Below are 20,512 nucleotides of genomic sequence, written 5' to 3' on the forward strand. Positions count from 1 at the left end.
CTGACTCATGCACGGGTCCCCTGACTCATGCGCGGGCGACCTCGCCCGCGCTCAGCGCCGCCCCGGCCCGCCCGGCCCTACCCCTGTCCGCCTCTGTCAGCCCCTGTCGCCGTACCCCTTACGGAGCCACCATGCCGCCGCAGTCACCGACGCCCGCCGATCCCCGCAGCCCTGTCCGCCGCCGTCCCCCCGCGCCCAAGGTCGCGCACCTGGGCGACTTCCATGTACCGCCGCGGGTCGTCGTGATCACGGCGCTCGCCGTCCCTGTCGGCGCCGTCGCCGCACTCGTGGCCGCCGGTCTGCTGAAGCTGATCGCGCTGATCACCAACCTCGCCTTCCTCGGCCGCCCCGGTTTCGGCTCCGCCGTGCCCGCGGACACCCCGCACCGCTGGCTGCTGGCCGTGATGCCGGTCGTGGGCGGGCTGGTCATCGGGGTCATGGCCCGCTACGGCTCGGAGAAGATACGGGGCCACGGCATGCCGGAGGCGATCGAGTCGATACTGGTCGGCGGCAGCCGGGTGCAGCCGCGGGTCGCCGTGCTGAAGCCCGCCTCGGCCGCGATATCCATCGGCACCGGCGGGCCGTTCGGCGCGGAGGGCCCGATCATCATGACCGGCGGCGCCGTCGGCTCCCTGTTCGCCCAGTTCCTCAAGGTCACCACGGACGAGCGCAAGGCGCTGCTGGTGGCGGGGTCCGCCGCGGGCATGGCCGCGACCTTCAACGCGCCTCTCGCCGCCATCCTGCTCGCGGTGGAACTGCTGCTCTTCGAGTGGCGGCCGCGCTCGTATCTGCCGGTCGCCGTCGCCGCCGTGACCGCCACCCTGGTGCGCGGGCCCCTGCTCGGCACGGACCCGCTCTTCGGCGGCGCTCATGTGCCCGAGCGGATCGGGCTGCCGGCGTACGGTCTGTGCGTCGTCGCCGGGGCGGTGGCCGGGCTGCTCGCCCTGGGCGCCACCGCCCTCGTCCACGTCTCCGAGGACCTGTTCTCGCGGCTGCGGATCCACTGGATGTGGTGGCCGGCGATCGGCGGCGCGATCATCGGTGCGGGCGGACTCGTCGAGCCGCGCGCCCTGGGTGTCGGCTACGACGTCATCGGCGCGCTGCTGACGGGCCGTGCCACGGTCGGCCTGATCGTCGGCATCCTGGTCGTGAAGACCCTGATCTGGGGTCTGTCGCTGGGCTCGGGCACCTCCGGCGGCGTCCTGGCGCCCATGTTCATGGTCGGGGGCGCGCTGGGCGCGGCCGAGGCCCTGGTGTTCCCGCACGTCAGCCCCGGTTTCTGGGCCCTGGTCTCGCTGGCCGGGGTGCTGGGCGGCGTCATGCGCTCCCCGCTCACCGGCATCGTCTTCTGCCTGGAGCTCACCCATGAGGTCAACGCCCTGATCCCCATGGTGATCACCGCGTCGGCCGCCTATCTGCTGTCGGTGGTGCTGCTGAAGCGGTCGGTGCTCACCGAGAAGCTCGCCCGGCGCGGCCTGCATCTGACCCGCGAGTACTCCGTCGACCCGCTCGAAGTGCACCTCGTACGGCAGTTGGAGACGCCCGCCGGGGTCACCTTCGCCGCCGGCCGCCCCGCGGGCGAGGTCACCGCCCTGCTGCGGGCCGCGCACGACGCGGGCGACCCCGAGGGGCTGCTCGCCCAGCGCCTGTACCCGGTGCTGGACGCCGCCGGGGAGCTGGCCGGTGTCGTCACGCGCGGCGCGCTGGTGCACGCAGACCCCGGCGACCCGACCCCACTCGCCGAGCTGGCGCGGCCGGCGGTGACCGCCCATCCCGACGAGACCCTGCGGACGCTCGCCAACCGCATGGCCCAGCAGGAGGTCACCCGGCTGCTGGTGGTCACCCGCGAGCCGCGGCCCCGCGTCGAGGGCATCGTCAGCCTGCGGCATCTGCTGGCCGCGCGCCGGATCGACCTGCACGAGGAGCAGCACGCGGAGCGCGTCCTGGCGTTGCGCACCCGGGGGCGCGCCCCGGCCCGGGCGCAGGCGGCCAACTGAGTCCGGGAAGCGGAACGCGTGGCGGCCTGTGCCGCCGATCGGCTGCGGCGGACCGCGACCACACCGGACCTGAGAGCGGTCTACCGCACCGACCAGGACGAGCCGCGGGGCTGTCCGCGCGGCGCCTCGTTCTCCTGGCACACCTACTCGCCGACGCGCGTGCGGTACCCCCATGTGCGACGGTACGTCGTCCCCACCGCGTACGCCGTCGACACGGGCGGTGCCGGTCCCGCCGGCACGGGGTGCAGCCATGAGGGGGCCGGAGGGCCGGAGGCGTTCCACGGCGTCGGCGGAGGCTCGGGCGGCGGCTCGCTGCGCGGCCGGCGCCCTCGACCCGGACGTCGGCGTGATGGCCCACGCCCCGCTCGTCCACCGGCTGCACGCGCTGTTCGCCCTCGCCCTGTTCGCGCTGTGGCCGTTCGGCCGTCTGGTGCACGCGTTCGCCGTCCCGCTCGGCTATGCGGTCCGCCCGTACGTCGTCTACCGCTCGCGGGGCGGCGCCGTTGCCCGTGGCTCGGTTATGGACCGGTGAGACGCACCGGGTTTGGCCCTGGTGACCGGACCACTGCCCCGGCAGGGTGGTGATCCCGAACCCGAGGAGAACCCGAGCATGCGATTCCGGCACGCGGCGAGCATCTGGTCCACGTACCCCGAACTGACCTGTGGCGCGCTGTACGCCACCGGTGTCGACGCCCGCGTGGACACCGGGCCGCGCGCCGCCGTGTACACCGCCCGCGCCCTGGACCGGCTGGCCGGTGCCACCGAGGGCGAGTTCCCCGAAGTGCTGGCCTGGCGGCGGACGTTCAGCCGTATGGGGCTGAAGCCGACGCAGGTGCGGTGTGCCGCGGAGTCGCTGCTGCGCCGGCTGCGGAAGGAGGGGACGCTGCCGTGTATCCATCCCCTGGTCGATCTGTGCAACGCGCTGTCCGTGGCGTACGCGGTCCCGGTGGCCGTCCTCGACGTCGACCGGGTCGCCGAGCCACTCCTGGAGGTGCGGCCGGCCGCCGGCGACGAGACGTACACGGCGTTCGGCGGGGGCGTCGAGCGGCCCGCGCCCGGCGAGGTGACCTTCGTCGACTCCACTGGCCGGGCGCACGCCCGGCGCTGGACCCACCGGCAGAGCGGCCACTCGGCGGTCGGTGCGCCCACCCGCCGGGTGCTCGTCGTGGCGGAGGCGATGCACGAGGGCGGCGCGGAGATCGTGCCCGAGCTGCTGAAGACGGTGCAGGAGGAGGTGACGGCGCACTGGGGGGCCGTCACGGAGCAGGCCGTGCTCAGCGCGGCCGTACCGGAGTTCGTCTTCGGTGGCTGAGCCCGGCTCATGACAGCATCACCCGCGTGGACGAGGAGCGAGAGATGCCGGTCGGCGCGGGTGCACTCCCCGCCCGTGGCTCGGACTTCCTGCAGCTGGCGGTCGGCGACCTGCCCGCCGGCGGGAAGGCGGAGTGGCTGGCCGGCCGGCTGCGGCAGGCGATAGCGGACGGCCGTCTGGCGGTGGGCAGCAGACTCCCGCCCACCCGGGTGCTCGCCGCCGAACTGCGGGTCTCCCGCGGGGTGATCACCGAGGCCTACCGCCGGCTCGCCGAGGACGGCCATCTTCAGGGGCGCCGCCGCGGGGGCACCGTGGTGGTGGCGGCACCCCGTGCCGCGCGGGGTGCGTCCGAGGGCGGGCCGGAGCGGGGCGGGGCGTCGCCCTTCTCCCGCGCCCCCGGTCCCGATGTCTTCGACGCGTTGCGAGATGCCCCGGCCGACGTCGACTTCACTCCCGGGCGGCCGGATCTCACCACCTTCCCGCGTACCGCCTGGCTGCGGGCCGAACGTGCCGTGCTCGCGGAGCTGTCCGCCGAGCACCTCGGTTACGGCGACCCCCGTGGCGCTCCCGCGCTGCGGCGGGCCGTGGCCGACTGGCTGGCGCGGATGCGGGGGGTGCGGGTGGCACCGGACGAGGTGCTGATCGTCGCGGGCACCGCCCAGGCGCTCACGCTGCTGCACCAGGTGCTGCGGGCGGACGGCATCGACGCCGTCGCCGTGGAGGACCCGGGCTCGCTCGGCGGCCGCCAGCATCTGGCGAACGGCGGCCTCGCCACCCCGCCGGTGCCGGTCGACGAAGAGGGGGTGCGGGTGGACGCGCTGCGTGCGACCGGTGCCCGCGCGGTCCTGCTCACCCCGGCCCATCAGTTCCCGACCGGCGTGGTGACCAGCGGCGAGCGCCGGCGTGAACTGCTCGGCTGGGCCCGGGAGGGCGGGCTGATCCTGGAGGACGACTACGACGCGGAGCACCGCTACGACCGGGCCCCGGTGCCCGCGCTGCGGGCCCTGCTCGCCGACCGGGTCTGCTACCTGGGCAGTGTGTCGAAGCTGCTGGCCCCGGCACTGCGGATCGGCTGGCTGGTGGCGCCGTCCCGCCATCGCGCGGCCCTGGTCGACGCCAAGCGTTTCAACGACCTCGGCAACCCGGTGCTGCCGCAACTGGTGCTGGCCCGGCTGATGGAGTCCGGCGGGCTGGAGCGTCAGCTGAGGCTGCTGCGGCGCCGGCACCGCGACCGCCGCGACGCGATGATCGCCGCGCTCGCCGAGCACCTGCCCGGCGGGAGGGTGCACGGCGCCGCCGCAGGCCTCCATCTGACCCTCACCTACGCCGCGGATGTGCCCGACACCGCGGTCGCGGCCGCCGCGCTGGCCCGCGGGGTGAAGTGCCAACCGCTGTCCTGGCACCGGCAGTTGCCCGGCCCGCCCGGTCTCGTCCTCGGCTATGCGGCCACCCCGCCGGGCGTCATCGCCGGGGGCGTGGCGCTCCTCGGCCGCACCCTGCGCGAGCTGTCCTGACCGCTCGCTGCGCGACGCGTGTCACGGGGGGTCTCCCCCCATGAGGCACGGGTGCTGTCCCCCCGCGGCGAGCCGCCTGCCTCCCACAGCTACTTCACCGCCGGGGACGGCCGCCGCCACGACGGCACACGCTGGAACATGAGCTTCGGCGGGGCCGGCGGGGCCCTGGTGGGGTGGGGGTCAGACGTCGCGGTGGCGCACGGCGATCAGTGCGGCGAGGAGGGTGAGAAGCGGCCAGAAGGCGAGCGCGGTCCAGGACTGGAGTGCCGTGGGAGGAAAGGAACCGACGTCGTCCCACTCGGTGCCGAGGCTGGTCAGGGCGCTCCACGCGTTCTGGGGTGCCGAGTTGCTGAGAGCGGCCGTCAACTGGTCGCTGCCGGAAGGGACGGCGCCGAGCAGGACCGGGGCCAGAAGGGCCGTGAACAGGGCAGCCACGGAGGTCCGGATGAGTGTGCCGACGGCCATGCCGACGACCGCGCATACCGGCAGGATCACGGCGGATGCCACGAAGCCTTGAAGGACAGCGGGCCGGCTGACCGAGATGCCGAGGTGCTCGCCGGACAGGATCGCCTGGGCTGTGACGAACGAAGCGATCGCGGTGACCAGGCCGACGACGGATGTGACACCGGTGACGACGACCGCCTTGGCCAGTACGACACACCGGCGGTTCGGAACGGCGAGGAAGGTCGTGCGGATCAGGCCGCTGGAGTACTCGCTGCTCATTGCGAGGACACCGAGAATGCTGGCGCCGACCATGAGGAAGCCCCACGTGCCGGAGTTGAAGGAGCCTCTCAGCGGATCGTAAGCCGCATGCGCCGACGCGCCGGCAAGGTGAACACCCGAGCAGGTGAACCACTCACCGCAGACGGTGATCACCGGAGCGAGTACCAGCAGGATGTGGGTCGAGCGCTGCGAGAGGAGTTTGATCCGCTCTGCGGCGAGCAGGTCGCCGAAACGGCCGTGGAGTTCGTCGCGGGCTGTGACTGTTGTCGGTTCGGTGGTCGTGGCCATCAGGGTTCCTTGTCGCCATGTGTCGGTCCGGGTGGGTGTGCTGGGTCGGGTGTCCGGCGTCGGCGCCGCCGTCACACGTCGCGGTGCCGCAGGACCGTCACGGTGATGGCAACCGAGACGAGGGCCCAGAGGGTGAGCGAGGTCCAGGCCGCCGGGATGGAGGAGACGTGTTCGACGAGCCGGCCGTGGCTCATGATGGTGAGGCGGCCCCAGGCGTACGCGGGAAGGGTGTTACCCAGGTCTGCCCGCTGGTTGGCGGACAGCAGGGGGAGGGGCGCCTTGACGGCCAGTGGACCGACGAGGAAGAAGGCGAGGACGGCGAAGACGGTGCCCGCCGTGTTGCGGATGAGTGTGGCGACGGCCATGCCGATCAGGCCACAGACCGGGACCACGACCGTGGTGCCTGTGATGACGCGCCAGATGCCGGGGGTGGTGAAGGAGAAGCCGGTGATCCGGTCCGAGACGACGGCCAGGGTGATGCCCCAGCATCCGACTCCGATGAGCAGACCGAGGACGGCCAGCACGACACTCACCACCGTGACCTTGGCGAGCATCACGCGGCCTCGGGCCGGCACGGCGATGAGGGTGGTGCGGATCAGCCCGCTCGCGTGTTCGCCGGCCACGGTCATCGCGCCGATCGTGCCGGCGGTGGCCATGAGCAGGAGGAACTTCGGGAAGTCGAAGGCGTCGTGCGCGGGGTCGGGGTCGAGCTTGGCGAAGGCGGGCCACGTCGGGTAGGAGTCGTGGGCGAGTTGGGCGGCATGGTAGGCCAGGTAGAGGTAGGAGACGAGGAGGACGCCCAGCACGACAGGGGTCGAGCGCAGCGACCAGAGTTTGATCCATTCGGCGCCGAGCAGGTCGCGCCGGCGGGCAGGTCCGGCAGCACCGCGTCGGGTGGCGGCTGTGGACGTCGTCGCGAGAGTGGTCATCGGTCCTTGCTCCTTGCGGGAGTGGCTGAGGCGCGGTACCGGACGCTGGCGGCGGTCAGTTCCATGAAGGCGTCCTCCAGCGTTCCGTCGTGCGCGCTGACCTCGTGGACCAGGACACGACGGGTGAAGGCGAGTTCGTTGATGCGGGCCGCGGTGAGGCCGGTGACGGTGAGGGCGTCATGGCCCTCCGCCAGCACCGAGGCTCCCGCGTTGCGCAGCACCTCGGCCAGCACAGCCGGGTCGGGGGTCCGCACGGTGACGCCGGCGGTGGTGGCCCGGGCGGCGAAGTCGGCGAGGGGCTCGTCGGCGAGCAGCCTGCCGCCGCCGACGACGACCAGGTGGTCGGCGGTGTGCTCCATCTCGCTCATCAGGTGGCTGGAGACGAACACGGTACGTCCCTCGGCGGCCAGGCGACGGAACAGCTCGCGGGCCCACCGGATGCCCTCGGGGTCCAGGCCGTTGATCGGTTCGTCGAAGACCAGGACCGGCGGATCTCCGAGCAGCGCGGTGGCGATTCCCAGGCGCTGGCGCATTCCGAGCGAGAACCCGCCGACCCGCCGACGGCCCGCCTCGCCCAGACCCACCGTCTCGAGGACCTCCTGAACCCGGCGGCGGGGCAGGCCGTTGCTGCGGGCCAGTGCGGCCAGATGCGCGTTCGCGGTGCGCCCCCGGTGGACGTCGCCCGCGTCCAGCAGGGCGCCCACATGGCGCAGGCCGGTACCGAACGCGAAGAAGGGACGACCGTTGATGGTGGCGGTGCCACCGGTGGGGGCGTTCAGGCCGAGAAGCATGCGCATCGTGGTGGTCTTGCCGGCGCCGTTGGGGCCGAGGAACCCGGTCACCTGCCCGGGCCGGACACAGAAGGTCAGGTCGTCGACGGCCAGTACGCTGCCGTAGCGCTTGGTCAGCTGGTTGATTTCGATCACGCCGTCCAGGCTGCCGGTGACCGGATCGGTGTCACATCGGTCCGCGGGCTCCCGCCTTGTCAGCCCAGGGGATGCAGACCACGGTCCGATACCACCGTCGACCTCGGTGGATAGCATCGCCGGGTGCGACCCCACCTCCTGACGCCCGCCGCCCTGCTGCGCCGGTTGTCGCCGGACCCGCTGGCAGCCGTCGGCTGGTGCGCCGTCCCCGTGTTCGCTCTGGTTCTGTACACAGCGATGCCGCAACCCGCGCACCCGGTCTTCCTGTCGGCCGGTCACTTCGTTCGCATCGGGCGCTGGGCCTTGGTGGGGCTGGCCTTCCTGGTGGCATGGCCGGTCGGCTGGGCGAGCCGCCGACCGTCGCCGGTCCTTGCGGTGCTGCTGGCCGAGGCGGTCGTGGCCCGGGTGTGCGGGGACGCGACGTGGCCGTTGTTCCTCGCGGCGGACGTGCTGGTCTTCTACATAGCCGTCACCCGTTCGCGCCGGGCCGCCGCCGCGGCGGTGGTCGCCGTGCTGGCCGTCTGGGCCCTGGCCGCGACGGTCTTCGTCCCTGGGAGGGCGGCCTTCGAGGTCCTCACCGGTCCGTGGTCGGTCCTCGTCGTGACCACCACGGTCGCCTGGATCCTCGGCAGCTGGATCCGACTGCGGCAGGACCACGCCGGGGCCCTGCGAGCACAGGCCGCGACGCAGGCGGTCCAGGCCGAGCGGCTGCGGATCGCCCGGGAGATGCACGACATGGTGGCCCACAGCATCGGCGCCATCGCGATCCAGGCCGGAGCGGCGAAGCGGGCCGTCGACAGCCAGCCGGACGGCGTGCGCGAGGCGCTGGGCAGCATCGAGCAGACCAGCCGGGAGACGCTCACCGGGCTGCGGCGCATGCTCGGCGTCCTGCGCGAGGCCGAAGCGGAACCGGCGCCGTCCACCCCGGCACCGGGCCTGGCGGACGTCGACCGGCTGGCCGCGACGGCGGCGGACGCCGGAGTGCGGCTCGAGGTGCGATGGCATGGCCGACGACGGACGCTCACCCCCGAGATCGAGCTCGCGGCCTACCGCGTCATCCAGGAGTCGGTGACCAACGTCGTACGTCACGCGGGCGCCGCCCACTGCCTCGTCCGCGTCGAGTACGCGGACGAGGAGCTGTCCATCGAGATCACCGACGACGGACGCGTGGGCGCGACCAGGAACCCGCGCAGCGGCTACGGGATCACCGGAATGCGCGAGCGCGTCGCTCTGCTCCACGGCCACTTCAGCTCCGGACCGCGGGCCGAAGGCGGCTTCCTGGTCGCAGCTAGGCTGCCGATATGACGATCCGTGTGCTCCTCGCCGACGACCAGCCGATAGTCCGCGCCGGACTGCGCATGCTGATCAACGACATCGCGGACATCGAGATCGTCGGTGAAGCCGGAACGGGCGCCGATGCCGTCCAGTCGGCCACCGATCTCCGCCCCGACGTCGTCGTGATGGACATCCGGATGCCCGTCATGGACGGCATCGAGGCCACCCGGCTCATCACGGTGGAGACCGGGGCCAGCGTGGTCATCCTCACCACCTTCGACGACGACGAGAACGTCTACGCCGCGTTGCACGCCGGCGCGAGCGGCTTCCTGATCAAGGACATGGTGCTGGACGACATCGTGACGGCGGTCCGCGTCGTCGCCGCCGGCGACGCGCTGATCGCGCCAGGCGTCACCCGCCGTCTCATCAAGGAGTTCACTGGCCGGGGCGTCCTCCCTGCACGACGCCGGCGTGACATCAAGGGGATCACCGACCGCGAACGCGAGGTACTGACCCTTATCGGACGCGGCATGTCAAACGCCGAGATAGCCGCCCACCTGTACATCAGCATGGCCACCACCAAAAGCCACGTAGCCCGGCTGCTGACCAAACTCGACGCCCGCGATCGAGTCCAACTGGTGATCGCCGCCTACGAGTCAGGCCTGGTCTGACCATCCGAAGTAAAGAACGTGTGGTTCCGTCAGCGAAGCTGCGCGGCGAACGCCTCGTACGCCCGCTCATCGAAGAGCACGAACCGGACCTCCTCGACCGACGTCTCCACCGCCCGCACCGTTTCCACCGCGATCCGGGCCGCGTCCTCCATCGGCCAGCCGTAGATACCGGCGGAGACGGCGGGAAACGCGACCGTGCGAGCACCGAGTTCGTCCGCGACCCGCAGCGACTCCCGATAACAGGAGGCCAGCAGCTCCGACCGGTCCTCATCATGGGTGAACCGGGGGCCGACGGTGTGGATGACCCAGCGGGCGTCGAGTGCGCCCGCCGTCGTGGCGACGGCCTGGCCGGTGGGCAGGCCCTTGCCGTACCGGGACGCGCGCAGGGCGCGGCACTCCTCCAGGATGGCGGGGCCGCCGCGCCGGTGGATGGCGCCGTCGACTCCTCCGCCGCCGAGCAGGGAGGAGTTGGCGGCGTTGACGATCGCGTCGGCGCTCTGCCGGGTGATGTCGCCCTGGACGAGGGTGATGGTGGTCATGTCTGCCTCAGTCTTCGCCACACGGCCTTGGCCGCGTTGTGCCCCGACATGCCGTGCACACCGGGGCCCGGCGGGGTGGCCGAGGAGCAGATGAAGACGGCCGGATGCGGGGTGTGGTACGGGAACAGGGACAGTCTGGGGCGCAGCAGCAGCTGGAGTCCGGACGCCGCGCCGCAGGCGATGTCGCCGCCGACGTAGTTGGCGTTGTGGGCGGCCATCTCGGCGGGCCCGGCGACGGCGCGGGCGAGTACGCGGTCGCGGAACCCGGGGGCGAAGCGCTCCAGTTGGCGCTCCATGGCATCGGTGAGATCGCCGGACCAGCCGTTCGGGACATGGCCGTACGCCCAGAAGACATGCTTGCCCTCGGGTGCGCGGGTCGGGTCGACCACGCTGGGCTGGACGGTGATCAGGAACGGACGCTCGGGGGCGCGGCCCTCGCGGGAGGCGGCGTCGAGGGCGGCGCCGATCTCGGCCTGGCTCGCGCCGATCTGGACGGTCCCGGCGGTACGGGCCTCGGGCGCGGTCCAGGGCACCGGGCCGTCCAGCGCGTAGTCGATCTTGAAGACGCTCGGGCCGTACCGGTAGTGCGCGTAGTGGTCGCCGAATCCGGCGATGCGGGCGAGCGCGGTGGGCGAGGTGTCGAAGATGTACGCCCGTGCGGGCGGCAGGTCGTCCAGGCGCTTGATCTCGTAGTCGGTGTGCACGGCGCCGCCGAGGTCCGTGAGATACCCGGCGAGGGCGTCGGAGATCGCCTGGGAGCCGCCGCGGGCCACCGGCCAGCCGCGGGCGTGCGCGGCCAGCGCGAAGACCAGGCCGATGGCGCCGGTGGCCAGGCCGCCGAGCGGCGCGATCACATGCGCGACCAGGCCGGCGAAGAGGGCCTTGGCCCGCTCGTCCTTGAAGCGGCGCAGCAGCCAGGTGGACGGCGGCAGCCCGGCCAGCCCGAAGCGGGCCAGGGTGACCGGGTCGCGCGGCAGCGCGGTCAGCGGCAGCGACATGAAGTCCCGGACGAGCGTGTCCCAGTGGCCGAGGAACGGGCCGACCAGCCTGCGGTACGCGCCCGCGTCGCGCGGTCCGAAGGAGGCGGCCGTCTCGGCCACGGAGCGGGACAGCACGGCCGCGGTGCCGTCGAGGAAGGGGTGCGCCATCGGCAGCTCGGCGTGCAGCCACTCAAGGCCGTAGCGGTCGAGGGGGAGGGCGCGGAACGCGGGCGAGTTGATGCCGAGGGGGTGGGCGGCCGAGCACGGGTCGTGCCGGAAGCCGGGCAGGGTCAGCTCCTCGGTGCGGGCGCCGCCGCCCACGGTGGACTTCGCCTCGAACAGCGCGACCGAGAATCCGCGGCGGGCCAGCTCCACGGCGGCGGTCAGTCCGTTCGGCCCCGCACCCACCACGACGGCATCGAGCATCGACGGCACCTTCGGACCCCTTCGTCAGCCGATGGTCACTCGAGGTTCAGGATATGCCGGAGGACCGACACTCCCCGGGCCCGGGTGGCCGGAGCCCGGCGCCGGGGCGGCGCGGGCCGGGGTCTCAGGCCCCCGTGCGCAGCCGATCGGACACCCGGCGGGCCGTCTCGGCGTCCCGGGCGGCGGTGAACGGCAGGGCGTTGCCGCCGGTCACACGGAACGGCTCGCCGGTGAGCGTGAGGTGCGCGCCGCCCGCCTCCTCGACCAGGAGCAGACCCGCCGCGTGGTCCCAGGCGGCCTCCCAGGAGAACGCGACGGCGTCCAACTCGCCCCGGGCGACGGCGAGATACTCCAGGCCCGCCGATCCGCACGCGCGGGGGGCGAAGCCGTCGGTCCACAGGGGGCTGAGCGCGCGCTTCTGCTCGTCGGTGGTGTAGTCCGGGTGGGAGTGGGCGACGGCGAGGTCCCGGCCGGGCGCGGGCGGGCCCGCGAACAGCCGCTCGCCGTCGAGGAAGGCGCCCCGGCCGCGGACCGCGGTGGCGAGCTGGCCCCGCGCCGCGGCATAGGTCCAGGAGGCGAGGACGACGCCCCGGTGGGCGAGCGCGACCAGGGTGCAGAACCCGTCGTCGCCGTGCACGAACTGGCGGGTGCCGTCGACCGGGTCGACGATCCACACCGGTGCGTCGCCCTGGAGCGCCAGGTAGCCGGCCGGGTCGGCGTGCACCGCCTCCTCGCCGACCACGACCGAGCCGGGCAGCAGGGCACCCAGGTCGTGGGTCAGCCGCAGCTCGGCGAGCCGGTCGGCGTCCGTGACCAGGTCGTGGGGGCCGCTCTTCTGGTCCACCTCGTGCTCGGCGAGGCGGCGGAAGCGGGGCAGGATCTCGGCCGCGGCGGCCTTGCGGACCGCTTCCTCCACGTCGGCCGAGCAGCGCGCGAGAAACTCGTCGATGGTTTCCGTGTCTTGGATCATGCCTCCATGAGAACATGTCGCACTGACATTCCCCGCCCGCCCGGTGCACCCAGGGTGGAATCGGGATGAAGAACGGGGGTCGCCCCTCGCCCCTCGCCCCTCGCCCCTGGGCGTCGCTCAGCGGCCCACCGCGTACCCCTGCATCCCGCGCGGATTCGCCGCCGCCGACAGCACCCCGGTCTCCGGGTCCCGGGCCACCGCGCACAGGCGCCCCTCGGACCAGGCGGGGCCGACGGTGACGTCATGGCCGCGCCGCCGCAGCTCCTCGATCACGTCCGCGTCCGTGCGGGACTCCACGGTGACGCTGCCGGGGCGCCGGCCGCGCGGGTGGAAGGAGCTGGGGAAGCTGTCGTTGTGCCAGTTCGGGGCGTCGATCGCGCCCTGCAGGTCGAGGCCGCCGCGGACCGGGGCGCGCAATGTGGCGGCGAGCAGGAAGTGCAGCTGCCACTGGTCCTGCTGGTCTCCGCCGGGCGTGCCGAAGGCCAGGACCGGCACGCCGTCGCGCAGCGCGAGGGACGGGGTGAGGGTGGTGCGGGGGCGGCGGCCCGGGGTGAGGGAGTTCGGCAGGCCCTCGTCCAGCCAGGCCATCTGCAGCCGGGTGCCGAGCGGGAAGCCCAGCTCGGGCACGACCGGGTTGGACTGGAGCCAGCCGCCGCTGGGCGTGGCCGCGATCATGTTGCCCCAGCGGTCGACGACGTCCAGGTGGCAGGTGTCGCCACGGGTGGTGCCGTCGGCGCTCACGTCCGCCTCGCCGGGGAACTCCGCGACGGTCGGCTCACCGGCGCCCAGCGGGTCGAAGCCGCTCTCCACGCGCGCGTACTCCCGCGCCGGCAGCCGTGGGGAGCGTCCGCCGGGGCTGCCGGGCCGCAGCTCCCAGGAGGCCTTGGCACCGACCAGCGCCCGTCGCCCGGCGTTGTAGTCGTCCGAGAGCAGTTCGGCGAGCGGCACCTCGGCCGCGTCCCCGTACCAGGCCTCGCGGTCGGCCATGGCGAGTTTGCAGCCCTCGATCAGCAGGTGGACGTAGTCGGCGGAGCCGTAGGCCGGCAGGTCGGGCGGGAGCAGGGCGAGCTGCTGGAGGAGGGCGGGGCCCTGGCTCCAGGGGCCGGCCTTGCACACGGTCCAGCCGTTCCAGTCGTAGCTCACCGGGCTCTCGTAGGTGGCCGTCCAGCCGGCGAGGTCGGACTCGGTGAGTGTGCCGGTGTGGCGCGTCCCGCTGGTGTCCATCGTGGGCCGCCGGGACTGCCGTACCAGCGCCTCGGCGATGAAGCCGGAGCGCCACACCTCGCGCGCGGCGTCGATCCGCGCCTCACGGCCGCCGGCCCCCGCGCTCTCCGCGAGCAGCCGTTTCCAGGTGGCGGCGAGGGCGGGATTGCGCAGCAGCGCCCCGGGCCGGGGCGCTCGGCCCTCGGGCAGGTACAGCGCGGCCGACGACGTCCACTCCGTCTCCAACAGCCGCCGTACGGCCGCCACGGTGGCGCCGACCTTCTCCACGGGCGCGTGCCCGTGCTCGGCGTATCCGATCGCGTACGCGAGGACGTCGTCCAGGGACTTCGTGCCGTGGTCGCGCAGGAGCAGCAGCCAGGCGTCGAAGGCGCCGGGCACGGCGGCCGCGAGCGGCCCGGTGCCGGGTACGAGGTCCAGCCCGAGCCCCCGGTAGTGCGCGACGGTGGCGCCGGCCGGGGCCACGCCCTGCCCACACAGCACCCGTACCTCGCCGCCCGCCGGGGCGAGCAGGATCGGCACCTCACCGGCCGGCCCGTTCAGGTGCGGCTCCACCACGTGCAGGACGAAGGCTCCCGCGACGGCGGCGTCGAAGGCGTTGCCGCCGTTCTCCAGGACCGCCATCGCCGACTGGGATGCCAGCCAGTGGGTGGAGGACACCATGCCGAACGTTCCCTGCAAGGTGGGCCGGGTGGTGAACACGGGCGGGCTCCTCGGCTCGGGTACGTCTTCCGGGTGATCGTACGAGCGTGATCACTGTGCGGGAAGGCCGGAAAGCCAGTGTGGGCCGCCGCCCCGAGGGGGGACAAAACAGGGCGGGACGGTATGTCGGGCCCGTATCGCCGTGACCGCCCGGGTGCACAGCGGAGTTACCACTTCCGCCCCACAGTGAGTCGTGTGACACTGGCGTCCCCGTCCACCATGCGGACCTTCCCCACCCCCTTCCCCCACGAGAAGTGCGCCGTGCGTTCTCTTCCTCTGCCGCTCGCCCTCACCGCGCGGATCTCGCCGGTCGCCGTCCTCGCCTGTGCCGGCTGGGTGCTGACATCCGGCCCGGCAGCGCCGTCCGCGGCGGCCGGGCATCAGAAGGACCGGTCGACGTCCACCCAGTCCTCCTCCGGCTCCTCCGACCCGTCGTCCGCGGCGGCGGCGAAGGCGTTCTCGGCCGCGCCCTCGCCGTGCGGCAGTGTGCCCGCGGCGGCCGTCAAGTCCCTGGTGCCCGGGGCGAAGACGGCCGGCAAGGAGATCCCCTCCACGGACGCCCGGCTGCGCCGCACCTGCTCCTGGAACGCGCTGCAGGGCTACGACTACCGCTGGCTCGATGTGTCGTTCGAGGTCAGCGGGTCGCAGCAGGAGGCGCAGCAGGAGTATCAGCAGCGGGTGAAGGAGAAGAGCGGCGGCGGGGCCGTGCCGGGGCTCGGGGACAGCGCCTACTCGGTCGTGAACCTCACCACGGAGGACAAGCAGCAGACCCGTGAGGGCGTGGTGATGGTCCGGCTGTCCAACGCCCTGGTGATCGTCACGTACAACGGCAGCGACTTCGAGACCAAGAAGGCTCCGGACACGGACGAGATCAACAAGGGTGCCATCCAGGCGGCGCGGGCCGCGGTCGGCGCCCTCGGGGGCGGGCAGTCGCAGTCCGGCTGACCGCCCACCCCCGGCGCCCTTACGCCAGGGCCGCCCTGCGCCCCGTCAGCAGCGTGAGGCCCAGATACAGCACCGAGGACGTGCCGAGGCCCACCGCCCAGCCGTAGTCCGCCAAAGGCGCCAGGGCCGGGATGGGGCGGCCGTCGATCAGCGGCTTGAAGTCGGCGCCGCCGATCGCGAGGACGCCGCCCGCGAGGAAGGCGACGACGGCCCGCCAGTTCCAGCCGGCCGCGTACCAGTAGCGGCCGCCCGTGCGGTAGAGGTCGGCAAGGTCCAGGCGGGTGCGGCGCAGGAACCAGTAGTCGGCCACGAGGATGCCCGCGACCGTGCCGAGCAGGCCGCCGACCAGGCCGAGCCAGGTGAAGATATAGCCCTGCGGGTCGGAGTACAGCTTCCAGGGGAAGATCAGGACCGCGAGGACGGCCGTGATGAGCGCTCCGGTGCGGAAGCTCACCTTTCTCGGCGCCACGTTGGAGAAGTCGAAGGCCGGCGAGACGAGGTTCGCCGCGATGTTCACCGACAGGGTCGCGACCAGGACCGTCACCAGCGCGTAGAGCAGCCCGGCCGCGTTGTCCGTCTTCGCCGCCAGCTGCACCGGGTCCCAGACCGGCTTGCCGTACACCGCCTGGGAGCCGGAGGTGACCAGGACGGACAGGAACGCGAAGAGGGTCATCGTCGTCGGCAGGCCGAGGGCCTGGCCCCAGGTCTGGGCCTTCTGGCTGCGCCCGTAGCGGGTGAAGTCGGGAATGTTCAGACTCAACGTGGACCAGAAGCCGATCATGCCCATCAACGAGGGCCAGAACAGCTTCCAGAAGTCCCCGCCCCAGCCCAGCCTGGAGGGCTGATCGAAGAGCGGGCCGACGCCGCCGGCCTTGCTGCTCATCCACCACAGCATCACGAACGCGCCGACGAGCACGAAGGGCGCCGCCCAGTTCTCGAAGCGGCGGATGGTCTCCATGCCCCGGTAGATGATCGCGACCTGGATCGCCCAGAAGATCGCGAACGACAGCCACATGGTCCAGGCGTAGCCGCCGACGTGCGCCGCGTTCGACCAGCTGTCGCCGATCAGCTTTCCGGCGAGGAAGTAGATCGCCTCGCCGCCGATCCAGGTCTGGATGCCGAACCAGCCGCAGGCCACCAACGCCCGTACGACGGCGGGCAGGTTGGCGCCGCGCACCCCGAAGGAGGCGCGGGCGAACACCGGGAACGGGATGCCGTACTTGGGGCCCGCGTGTCCGGTCAGCAGCATCGGCACCAGCACGATCAGATTGGCGAGGGCGATGGTGAACACCGCCTGCTTCCAGTCCATGCCGACGGCGACCAGACCGGAGGCCAGCGTCCAGGAGGCCGTGTTGTGGGCCATGCCGACCCAGAGTGCGGAGAAGTTGTACGTGGTCCAGGTGCGCTTCCCGGCCGGGACCGGGAGCAGGTCCTCGTTGGCGTAGGGACCGCTGGGCGGCGGGGTGCCGGGAGCGAGTTCCACGCGCCCGTCGGGGAGGGTGACCTGTCTGGAGAGGGGTATGGCCGAGGGAGCGGTGTCGGTCATGGGCTGGCCAATCGGGTGAGATGGGAGGGGAGTTGGCCGTGCGGGCACCAGCCCCCTCCCCGGGACGGCGGGGAGGGGTGACCAGGAGGGGCGGTGGGGGAAGCCGGACGAGGGGAAGCGGTCAGGTGTTGATGGCCGGGATCACCTGTGTGCCGTAGGCGTCGATGGTGGCTTCCTGGGCGTCGTGCATGTCGTAGACCGCGAACTGGTCGACGCCCAGCGCGCGGAGGGCGTTGAGTTTCTCGATGTGCTTCTCCGGGGGGCCGATCACACAGAACCGGTCCACGATCTCGTCGGGCACGAACGCGGTGTCCGGATTGCCGCTGCGTCCGTGGTGGGCGTAGTCGTAGCCCTGTCGTGCCTGGATGTAGTCGGTGAGTTCCTCGGGGACCTGGGCGGAGTGCGCGCCGTACTTGGCGACCAGGTCGGCGACGTGGTTGCCGACCATGCCGCCGAACCAGCGGCACTGCTCGCGGGCGTGGGCGAGGGCCTCGGGCGAGTCGTCCTCGGTGACGTAGGCGGGGGCCGCCACGCAGATCGTCACCTGCGACGGGTCGCGTCCGGCGGCGACCGCCGCGTCCTTGACGGCCTTCACCATGTACTCGGTCAGATACAGGTCGGACAGCTGGAGGATAAAACCGTCGGCCTCCTCGCCGGTCATCCTCAGCGCCTTCGGGCCGTACGCGGCCATCCAGACGGGGAGTTCGGCGCCCTCCTTGATCCAGGGGAACCGGATCTTGGTGCCGCCGAGGTCGGCCTCCTCGCCCCGGGCGAGCGCCCGGACGACCTTCATGCACTCGCTGATCCGCGCGAGCGTGTTGGGTTTGCGGCCCGCGACCCGCATCGCGGAGTCGCCGCGGCCGATGCCGCAGACGGTGCGGTTGCCGAACATGTCGTTGAGGGTGGCGAAGGTGGAGGCGGTGACCTCCCAGGTGCGGGTGCCCGGGTTGGTGACCATCGGGCCGACCGTCAGACGGTCGGTGTTCGCCAGGATCTGGCTGTAGATCACGAACGGCTCCTGCCAGAGCACGGCGGAGTCGAAGGTCCAGCCGTAGGTGAAGCCGTTGCGCTCGGCCCGCTTCATCAGGCTGACGACACGGGAGGCCGGCGGGTCGGTCTGCAGGACGAGTCCGAAGTCCATGGGCGCCACTCCTAGGTGAGGTACTGACAGGTGGAGCGCGGGGTGAACACGCCGTGGCCGGCGCGTCCGGTGTACTCCCGCTCGGTGATGACGGGCACGCCGCGCGAGAGGACCGTCTCGACCCGGCCGGTGGTGCGCTTGCCCTCGTAGGCCGAGTAGTCGACGTTCATGTGGTGTGTCCGGGCCGACATGACCTGCTCGGCGTGCGGGTCGTAGATGACGATGTCGGCGTCGGCGCCCGGGGCGATGGTGCCCTTCTTCGGGTACAGGCCGAACATGCGGGCCGGGGTGGCGCAGGCGATCTCGATCCAGCGGCGGCGGGAGAGGTGCCCGTCGACGACGGCCTGGTGGAGCAGGTCCATCCGGTTCTCCACGCCCGGCAGACCGTTGGGGATCTTGGAGAAGTCGCCGCGGCCCAGCTCCTTCTGGCCGGCGAAGCAGAAGGGGCAGTGGTCGGTGGAGACCACCTGCAGGTCGTTCGTGCGCAGCCCCTGCCACAGCTTGGCCTGGTGTTCGCGTGGCCGGAGCGGGGTGCTGCACACGTACTTCGCGCCCTCGAAGTCCGGCTCGGCGAGGTTGTCGGTGGACAGGAACAGATACTGCGGGCAGGTCTCGCCGAAGACCGGGAGCCCCTCGTCACGCGCCCGTGCCAGCTCGGCCACTGCCTCCATGGCCGAGACATGCACGACGTACAGCGGGGCGCCCGCGACCTGCGCGAGCCGGATGGCGCGGTGGGTGGCCTCGGCCTCCAGCAGGGCCCTGCGGACCTCGCCGTGGTAGCGCGGGTCGGTCTCGCCCCGGGCGAGCGCCTGCCCGACCAGGACATCGATGGCGATGCCGTTCTCGGCGTGCATCATGATCAGCCCGCCGTTCTCGGCGGAGCGCTGCATGGCGCGCAGGATCTGGCCGTCGTCGGAGTAGAAGACGCCCGGGTACGCCATGAACTGCTTGAAGGAGGTCACCCCCTCCTCCACCAGGAGATCCATCTCCTTCAGCGTCTCGTCGTTGACGTCCGAGACGATCATGTGGAAGGCGTAGTCGATCGCGCAGTTGCCCTCGGCCTTGGCGTGCCAGGTGTCCAGGCCCTCGCGCAGGGTGTGGCCGACGCTCTGCACGGCGAAGTCGACGATCGTCGTCGTACCGCCCCAGGCGGCGGCCCTGGTGCCGGTCTCGAAGGTGTCGGAGGCGAAGGTGCCGCCGAACGGCAGCTCCATGTGGGTGTGCGCGTCGACGCCGCCCGGGATGACGTACTTCCCGGTGGCGTCGATGACCCTCTCGGCGGTGAACGCCCCGGCGGCGGGCGTGCCCGAGGCGGCGAGGGCGGCGACGCGCCCGTCCTCGATCAGGACGTCGGCGTGGATCTCGTCGGAGGCGGTGATGACGAGACCACCGCGGATGATGGTTCGGCCGCTCATTGGTTCTCCTTCGTCGTCACGTGCGGGCCGTCTGTGGCTGGTCGCGCAGTTCCCCGCGTCCCTTGGCGCGCCTTACGGCGCCGTCAAAGGCTCGTACGCCCCCGGTGCCCGGTCGCGGTAGAACTGCCAGCGGTCGCGGACCTCGCGGAGCCTCGCCAGGTCGAGGTCGCGGACCACGAGTTCGGTCTCCTTGTCGCTCGCGACCTCGCCGACGAACCGGGCCTCCGGGTCGACGAAGTAGGTCGTGCCGTAGAAGTCGTTGTCGCCCAGGTCCTCCACGCCGACGCGGTTGATCGCGCCGACGAAGTACTCGTTGGCGACGGCCGCCGCCGGCTGCTCCAGCTGCCAGAGGTAGCGGGACAGACCGCGCGAGGTCGCCGAGGGGTTGAAGACGATCTCGGCTCCGGCGAGGCCGAGTGCCCGCCAGCCCTCCGGGAAGTGCCGGTCGTAGCAGATGTACACGCCGATCTTCCCGGCGGCCGTCTCGAAGACGGGCCAGCCGCTGTTCCCGGGGCGGAAGTAGAACTTCTCCCAGAATCCCTGCACTTGGGGGATGTGGGTCTTGCGGTACTTGCCGAGGTAGGAGCCGTCCGCGTCGATCACGGCGGCGGTGTTGTACAGGACGCCCGGCTGCTCCTCCTCGTACATCGGCAGGACCAGGACGATGCCCAGCTCGCGGGCGAGGGACTGGAAGCGCCGGACGGTCGGACCCTCGGGGATCCGCTCGGCGTACTCGTAGAAGGCCTTGTCCTGGACCTGGCAGAAGTAGGGGCCGTAGAACAGCTCCTGGAAGCAGAGGACTTGGGCGCCCTGCGCGGCGGCGTCGCGGGCCGCCTGCTCGTGGACCTGGATCATGGATTCCTTGTCGCCGGTCCACGCGGTCTGGAACAGGGCGGCACGGATCACTCGGCTCATCGGGACCTCCGGTAGCTCGGTGTTCCGTGAGCCTAGGAAGCCCGCGAGGGCCGTTCGACTGGCAGCGTGTCACGTCT

At 72.3% G+C, this 20,512-nt stretch carries 17 protein-coding genes and 1 pseudogene; 7 read left to right on the plus strand and 11 right to left on the minus strand.

The window, feature by feature from the left end; all coding sequences use genetic code 11:
• Nucleotides 1-131 precede the first annotated feature (131 nt).
• From IE277_RS08935 to pdxR, 4 genes and pseudogenes are all read left to right on the plus strand, one after another.
• Nucleotides 132-1,997, plus strand: coding sequence for a chloride channel protein (locus IE277_RS08935; protein WP_189950286.1), 1,866 nt, complete (start codon nucleotides 132-134; stop codon nucleotides 1,995-1,997).
• A gap of 325 nt (nucleotides 1,998-2,322) precedes the next feature.
• Nucleotides 2,323-2,529: pseudogene (locus IE277_RS08940) on the plus strand (respiratory nitrate reductase subunit gamma); the annotation flags it as partial.
• Nucleotides 2,530-2,607: 78 nt separating this feature from the next.
• Nucleotides 2,608-3,309, plus strand: a complete 702-nt coding sequence (locus IE277_RS08945; protein WP_189950289.1) for a B3/B4 domain-containing protein — start codon at nucleotides 2,608-2,610, stop codon at nucleotides 3,307-3,309.
• Between the two features lie 44 nt (nucleotides 3,310-3,353).
• Nucleotides 3,354-4,823, plus strand: a complete 1,470-nt coding sequence (pdxR, locus tag IE277_RS08950) for a MocR-like pyridoxine biosynthesis transcription factor PdxR (protein WP_189950920.1) — start codon at nucleotides 3,354-3,356, stop codon at nucleotides 4,821-4,823.
• A gap of 180 nt (nucleotides 4,824-5,003) precedes the next feature.
• Here the strand turns inward: pdxR and IE277_RS08955 are convergent, their stop codons facing one another.
• From IE277_RS08955 to IE277_RS08965, 3 genes are all read right to left on the minus strand, one after another.
• Nucleotides 5,004-5,834 (minus strand): hypothetical protein, encoded by an 831-nt coding sequence (locus IE277_RS08955; RefSeq protein ID WP_189950291.1) that lies wholly within the window; start codon nucleotides 5,832-5,834, stop codon nucleotides 5,004-5,006.
• Between the two features lie 71 nt (nucleotides 5,835-5,905).
• Nucleotides 5,906-6,763, minus strand: coding sequence for an ABC transporter permease (locus IE277_RS08960; RefSeq protein WP_189950293.1), 858 nt, complete (start codon nucleotides 6,761-6,763; stop codon nucleotides 5,906-5,908).
• Nucleotides 6,760-7,689, minus strand: coding sequence for an ABC transporter ATP-binding protein (locus tag IE277_RS08965; protein WP_229881049.1), 930 nt, complete (start codon nucleotides 7,687-7,689; stop codon nucleotides 6,760-6,762). The genes IE277_RS08960 and IE277_RS08965 overlap by 4 nt, the downstream gene beginning before the upstream one ends.
• A gap of 123 nt (nucleotides 7,690-7,812) precedes the next feature.
• On the opposite strand from IE277_RS08965, the gene IE277_RS08970 reads away from it, so the two are divergent.
• Nucleotides 7,813-8,994, plus strand: coding sequence for a sensor histidine kinase (locus IE277_RS08970; protein ID WP_229881052.1), 1,182 nt, complete (start codon nucleotides 7,813-7,815; stop codon nucleotides 8,992-8,994).
• Nucleotides 8,991-9,635 carry a response regulator gene (locus IE277_RS08975; RefSeq protein ID WP_189950296.1) on the plus strand — a complete coding sequence of 215 codons (645 nt, stop codon included), beginning with the start codon at nucleotides 8,991-8,993 and terminating at the stop codon, nucleotides 9,633-9,635. The genes IE277_RS08970 and IE277_RS08975 overlap by 4 nt, the downstream gene beginning before the upstream one ends.
• 29 nt (nucleotides 9,636-9,664) lie before the next feature.
• Here IE277_RS08975 and IE277_RS08980 read toward each other — a convergent pair whose 3' ends face one another.
• From IE277_RS08980 to IE277_RS08995, 4 genes are all read right to left on the minus strand, one after another.
• A complete protein-coding gene (locus IE277_RS08980) occupies nucleotides 9,665-10,174 on the minus strand; it encodes an O-acetyl-ADP-ribose deacetylase (RefSeq protein ID WP_189950298.1) in 510 nt (169 codons plus the stop codon).
• The gene (locus IE277_RS08985; protein ID WP_189950300.1) at nucleotides 10,171-11,589 is read right to left on the minus strand and encodes a phytoene desaturase family protein; all 1,419 of its coding nucleotides are present in this window, start codon (nucleotides 11,587-11,589) and stop codon (nucleotides 10,171-10,173) included. Before IE277_RS08985 ends, IE277_RS08980 begins: the two co-directional genes overlap by 4 nt.
• 115 nt (nucleotides 11,590-11,704) lie before the next feature.
• On the minus strand, nucleotides 11,705-12,550 hold the full coding sequence (locus tag IE277_RS08990) for an inositol monophosphatase family protein (protein WP_189950302.1): 846 nt from the start codon (nucleotides 12,548-12,550) through the stop codon (nucleotides 11,705-11,707).
• Between the two features lie 117 nt (nucleotides 12,551-12,667).
• Nucleotides 12,668-14,473 carry a gamma-glutamyltransferase family protein gene (locus IE277_RS08995; RefSeq protein WP_189950304.1) on the minus strand — a complete coding sequence of 602 codons (1,806 nt, stop codon included), beginning with the start codon at nucleotides 14,471-14,473 and terminating at the stop codon, nucleotides 12,668-12,670.
• Between the two features lie 261 nt (nucleotides 14,474-14,734).
• Between IE277_RS08995 and IE277_RS09000 the strand changes: the two genes are divergently transcribed.
• A complete protein-coding gene (locus tag IE277_RS09000) occupies nucleotides 14,735-15,418 on the plus strand; it encodes a hypothetical protein (protein ID WP_189950306.1) in 684 nt (227 codons plus the stop codon).
• Nucleotides 15,419-15,437: 19 nt separating this feature from the next.
• Here the strand turns inward: IE277_RS09000 and IE277_RS09005 are convergent, their stop codons facing one another.
• The 4 genes from IE277_RS09005 to IE277_RS09020 all read right to left on the minus strand — a co-directional run bounded on the left by IE277_RS09005 (nucleotide 15,438) and on the right by IE277_RS09020 (nucleotide 20,435).
• Nucleotides 15,438-16,964 (minus strand): NCS1 family nucleobase:cation symporter-1, encoded by a 1,527-nt coding sequence (locus tag IE277_RS09005; RefSeq protein ID WP_189950308.1) that lies wholly within the window; start codon nucleotides 16,962-16,964, stop codon nucleotides 15,438-15,440.
• 121 nt (nucleotides 16,965-17,085) lie between these two features.
• Nucleotides 17,086-18,105, minus strand: a complete 1,020-nt coding sequence (locus tag IE277_RS09010) for a TIGR03842 family LLM class F420-dependent oxidoreductase (RefSeq protein ID WP_189950310.1) — start codon at nucleotides 18,103-18,105, stop codon at nucleotides 17,086-17,088.
• A gap of 11 nt (nucleotides 18,106-18,116) precedes the next feature.
• A complete protein-coding gene (hydA, locus tag IE277_RS09015) occupies nucleotides 18,117-19,520 on the minus strand; it encodes a dihydropyrimidinase (protein ID WP_189950312.1) in 1,404 nt (467 codons plus the stop codon).
• Between the two features lie 72 nt (nucleotides 19,521-19,592).
• Nucleotides 19,593-20,435 (minus strand): nitrilase-related carbon-nitrogen hydrolase, encoded by an 843-nt coding sequence (locus tag IE277_RS09020; RefSeq protein ID WP_189950314.1) that lies wholly within the window; start codon nucleotides 20,433-20,435, stop codon nucleotides 19,593-19,595.
• Between the last annotated feature and the right edge of the window lie 77 nt (nucleotides 20,436-20,512).

This window comes from Streptomyces alanosinicus (assembly GCF_014650595.1).
Classification (GTDB): Bacteria; Actinomycetota; Actinomycetes; order Streptomycetales; family Streptomycetaceae; genus Streptomyces; species Streptomyces alanosinicus.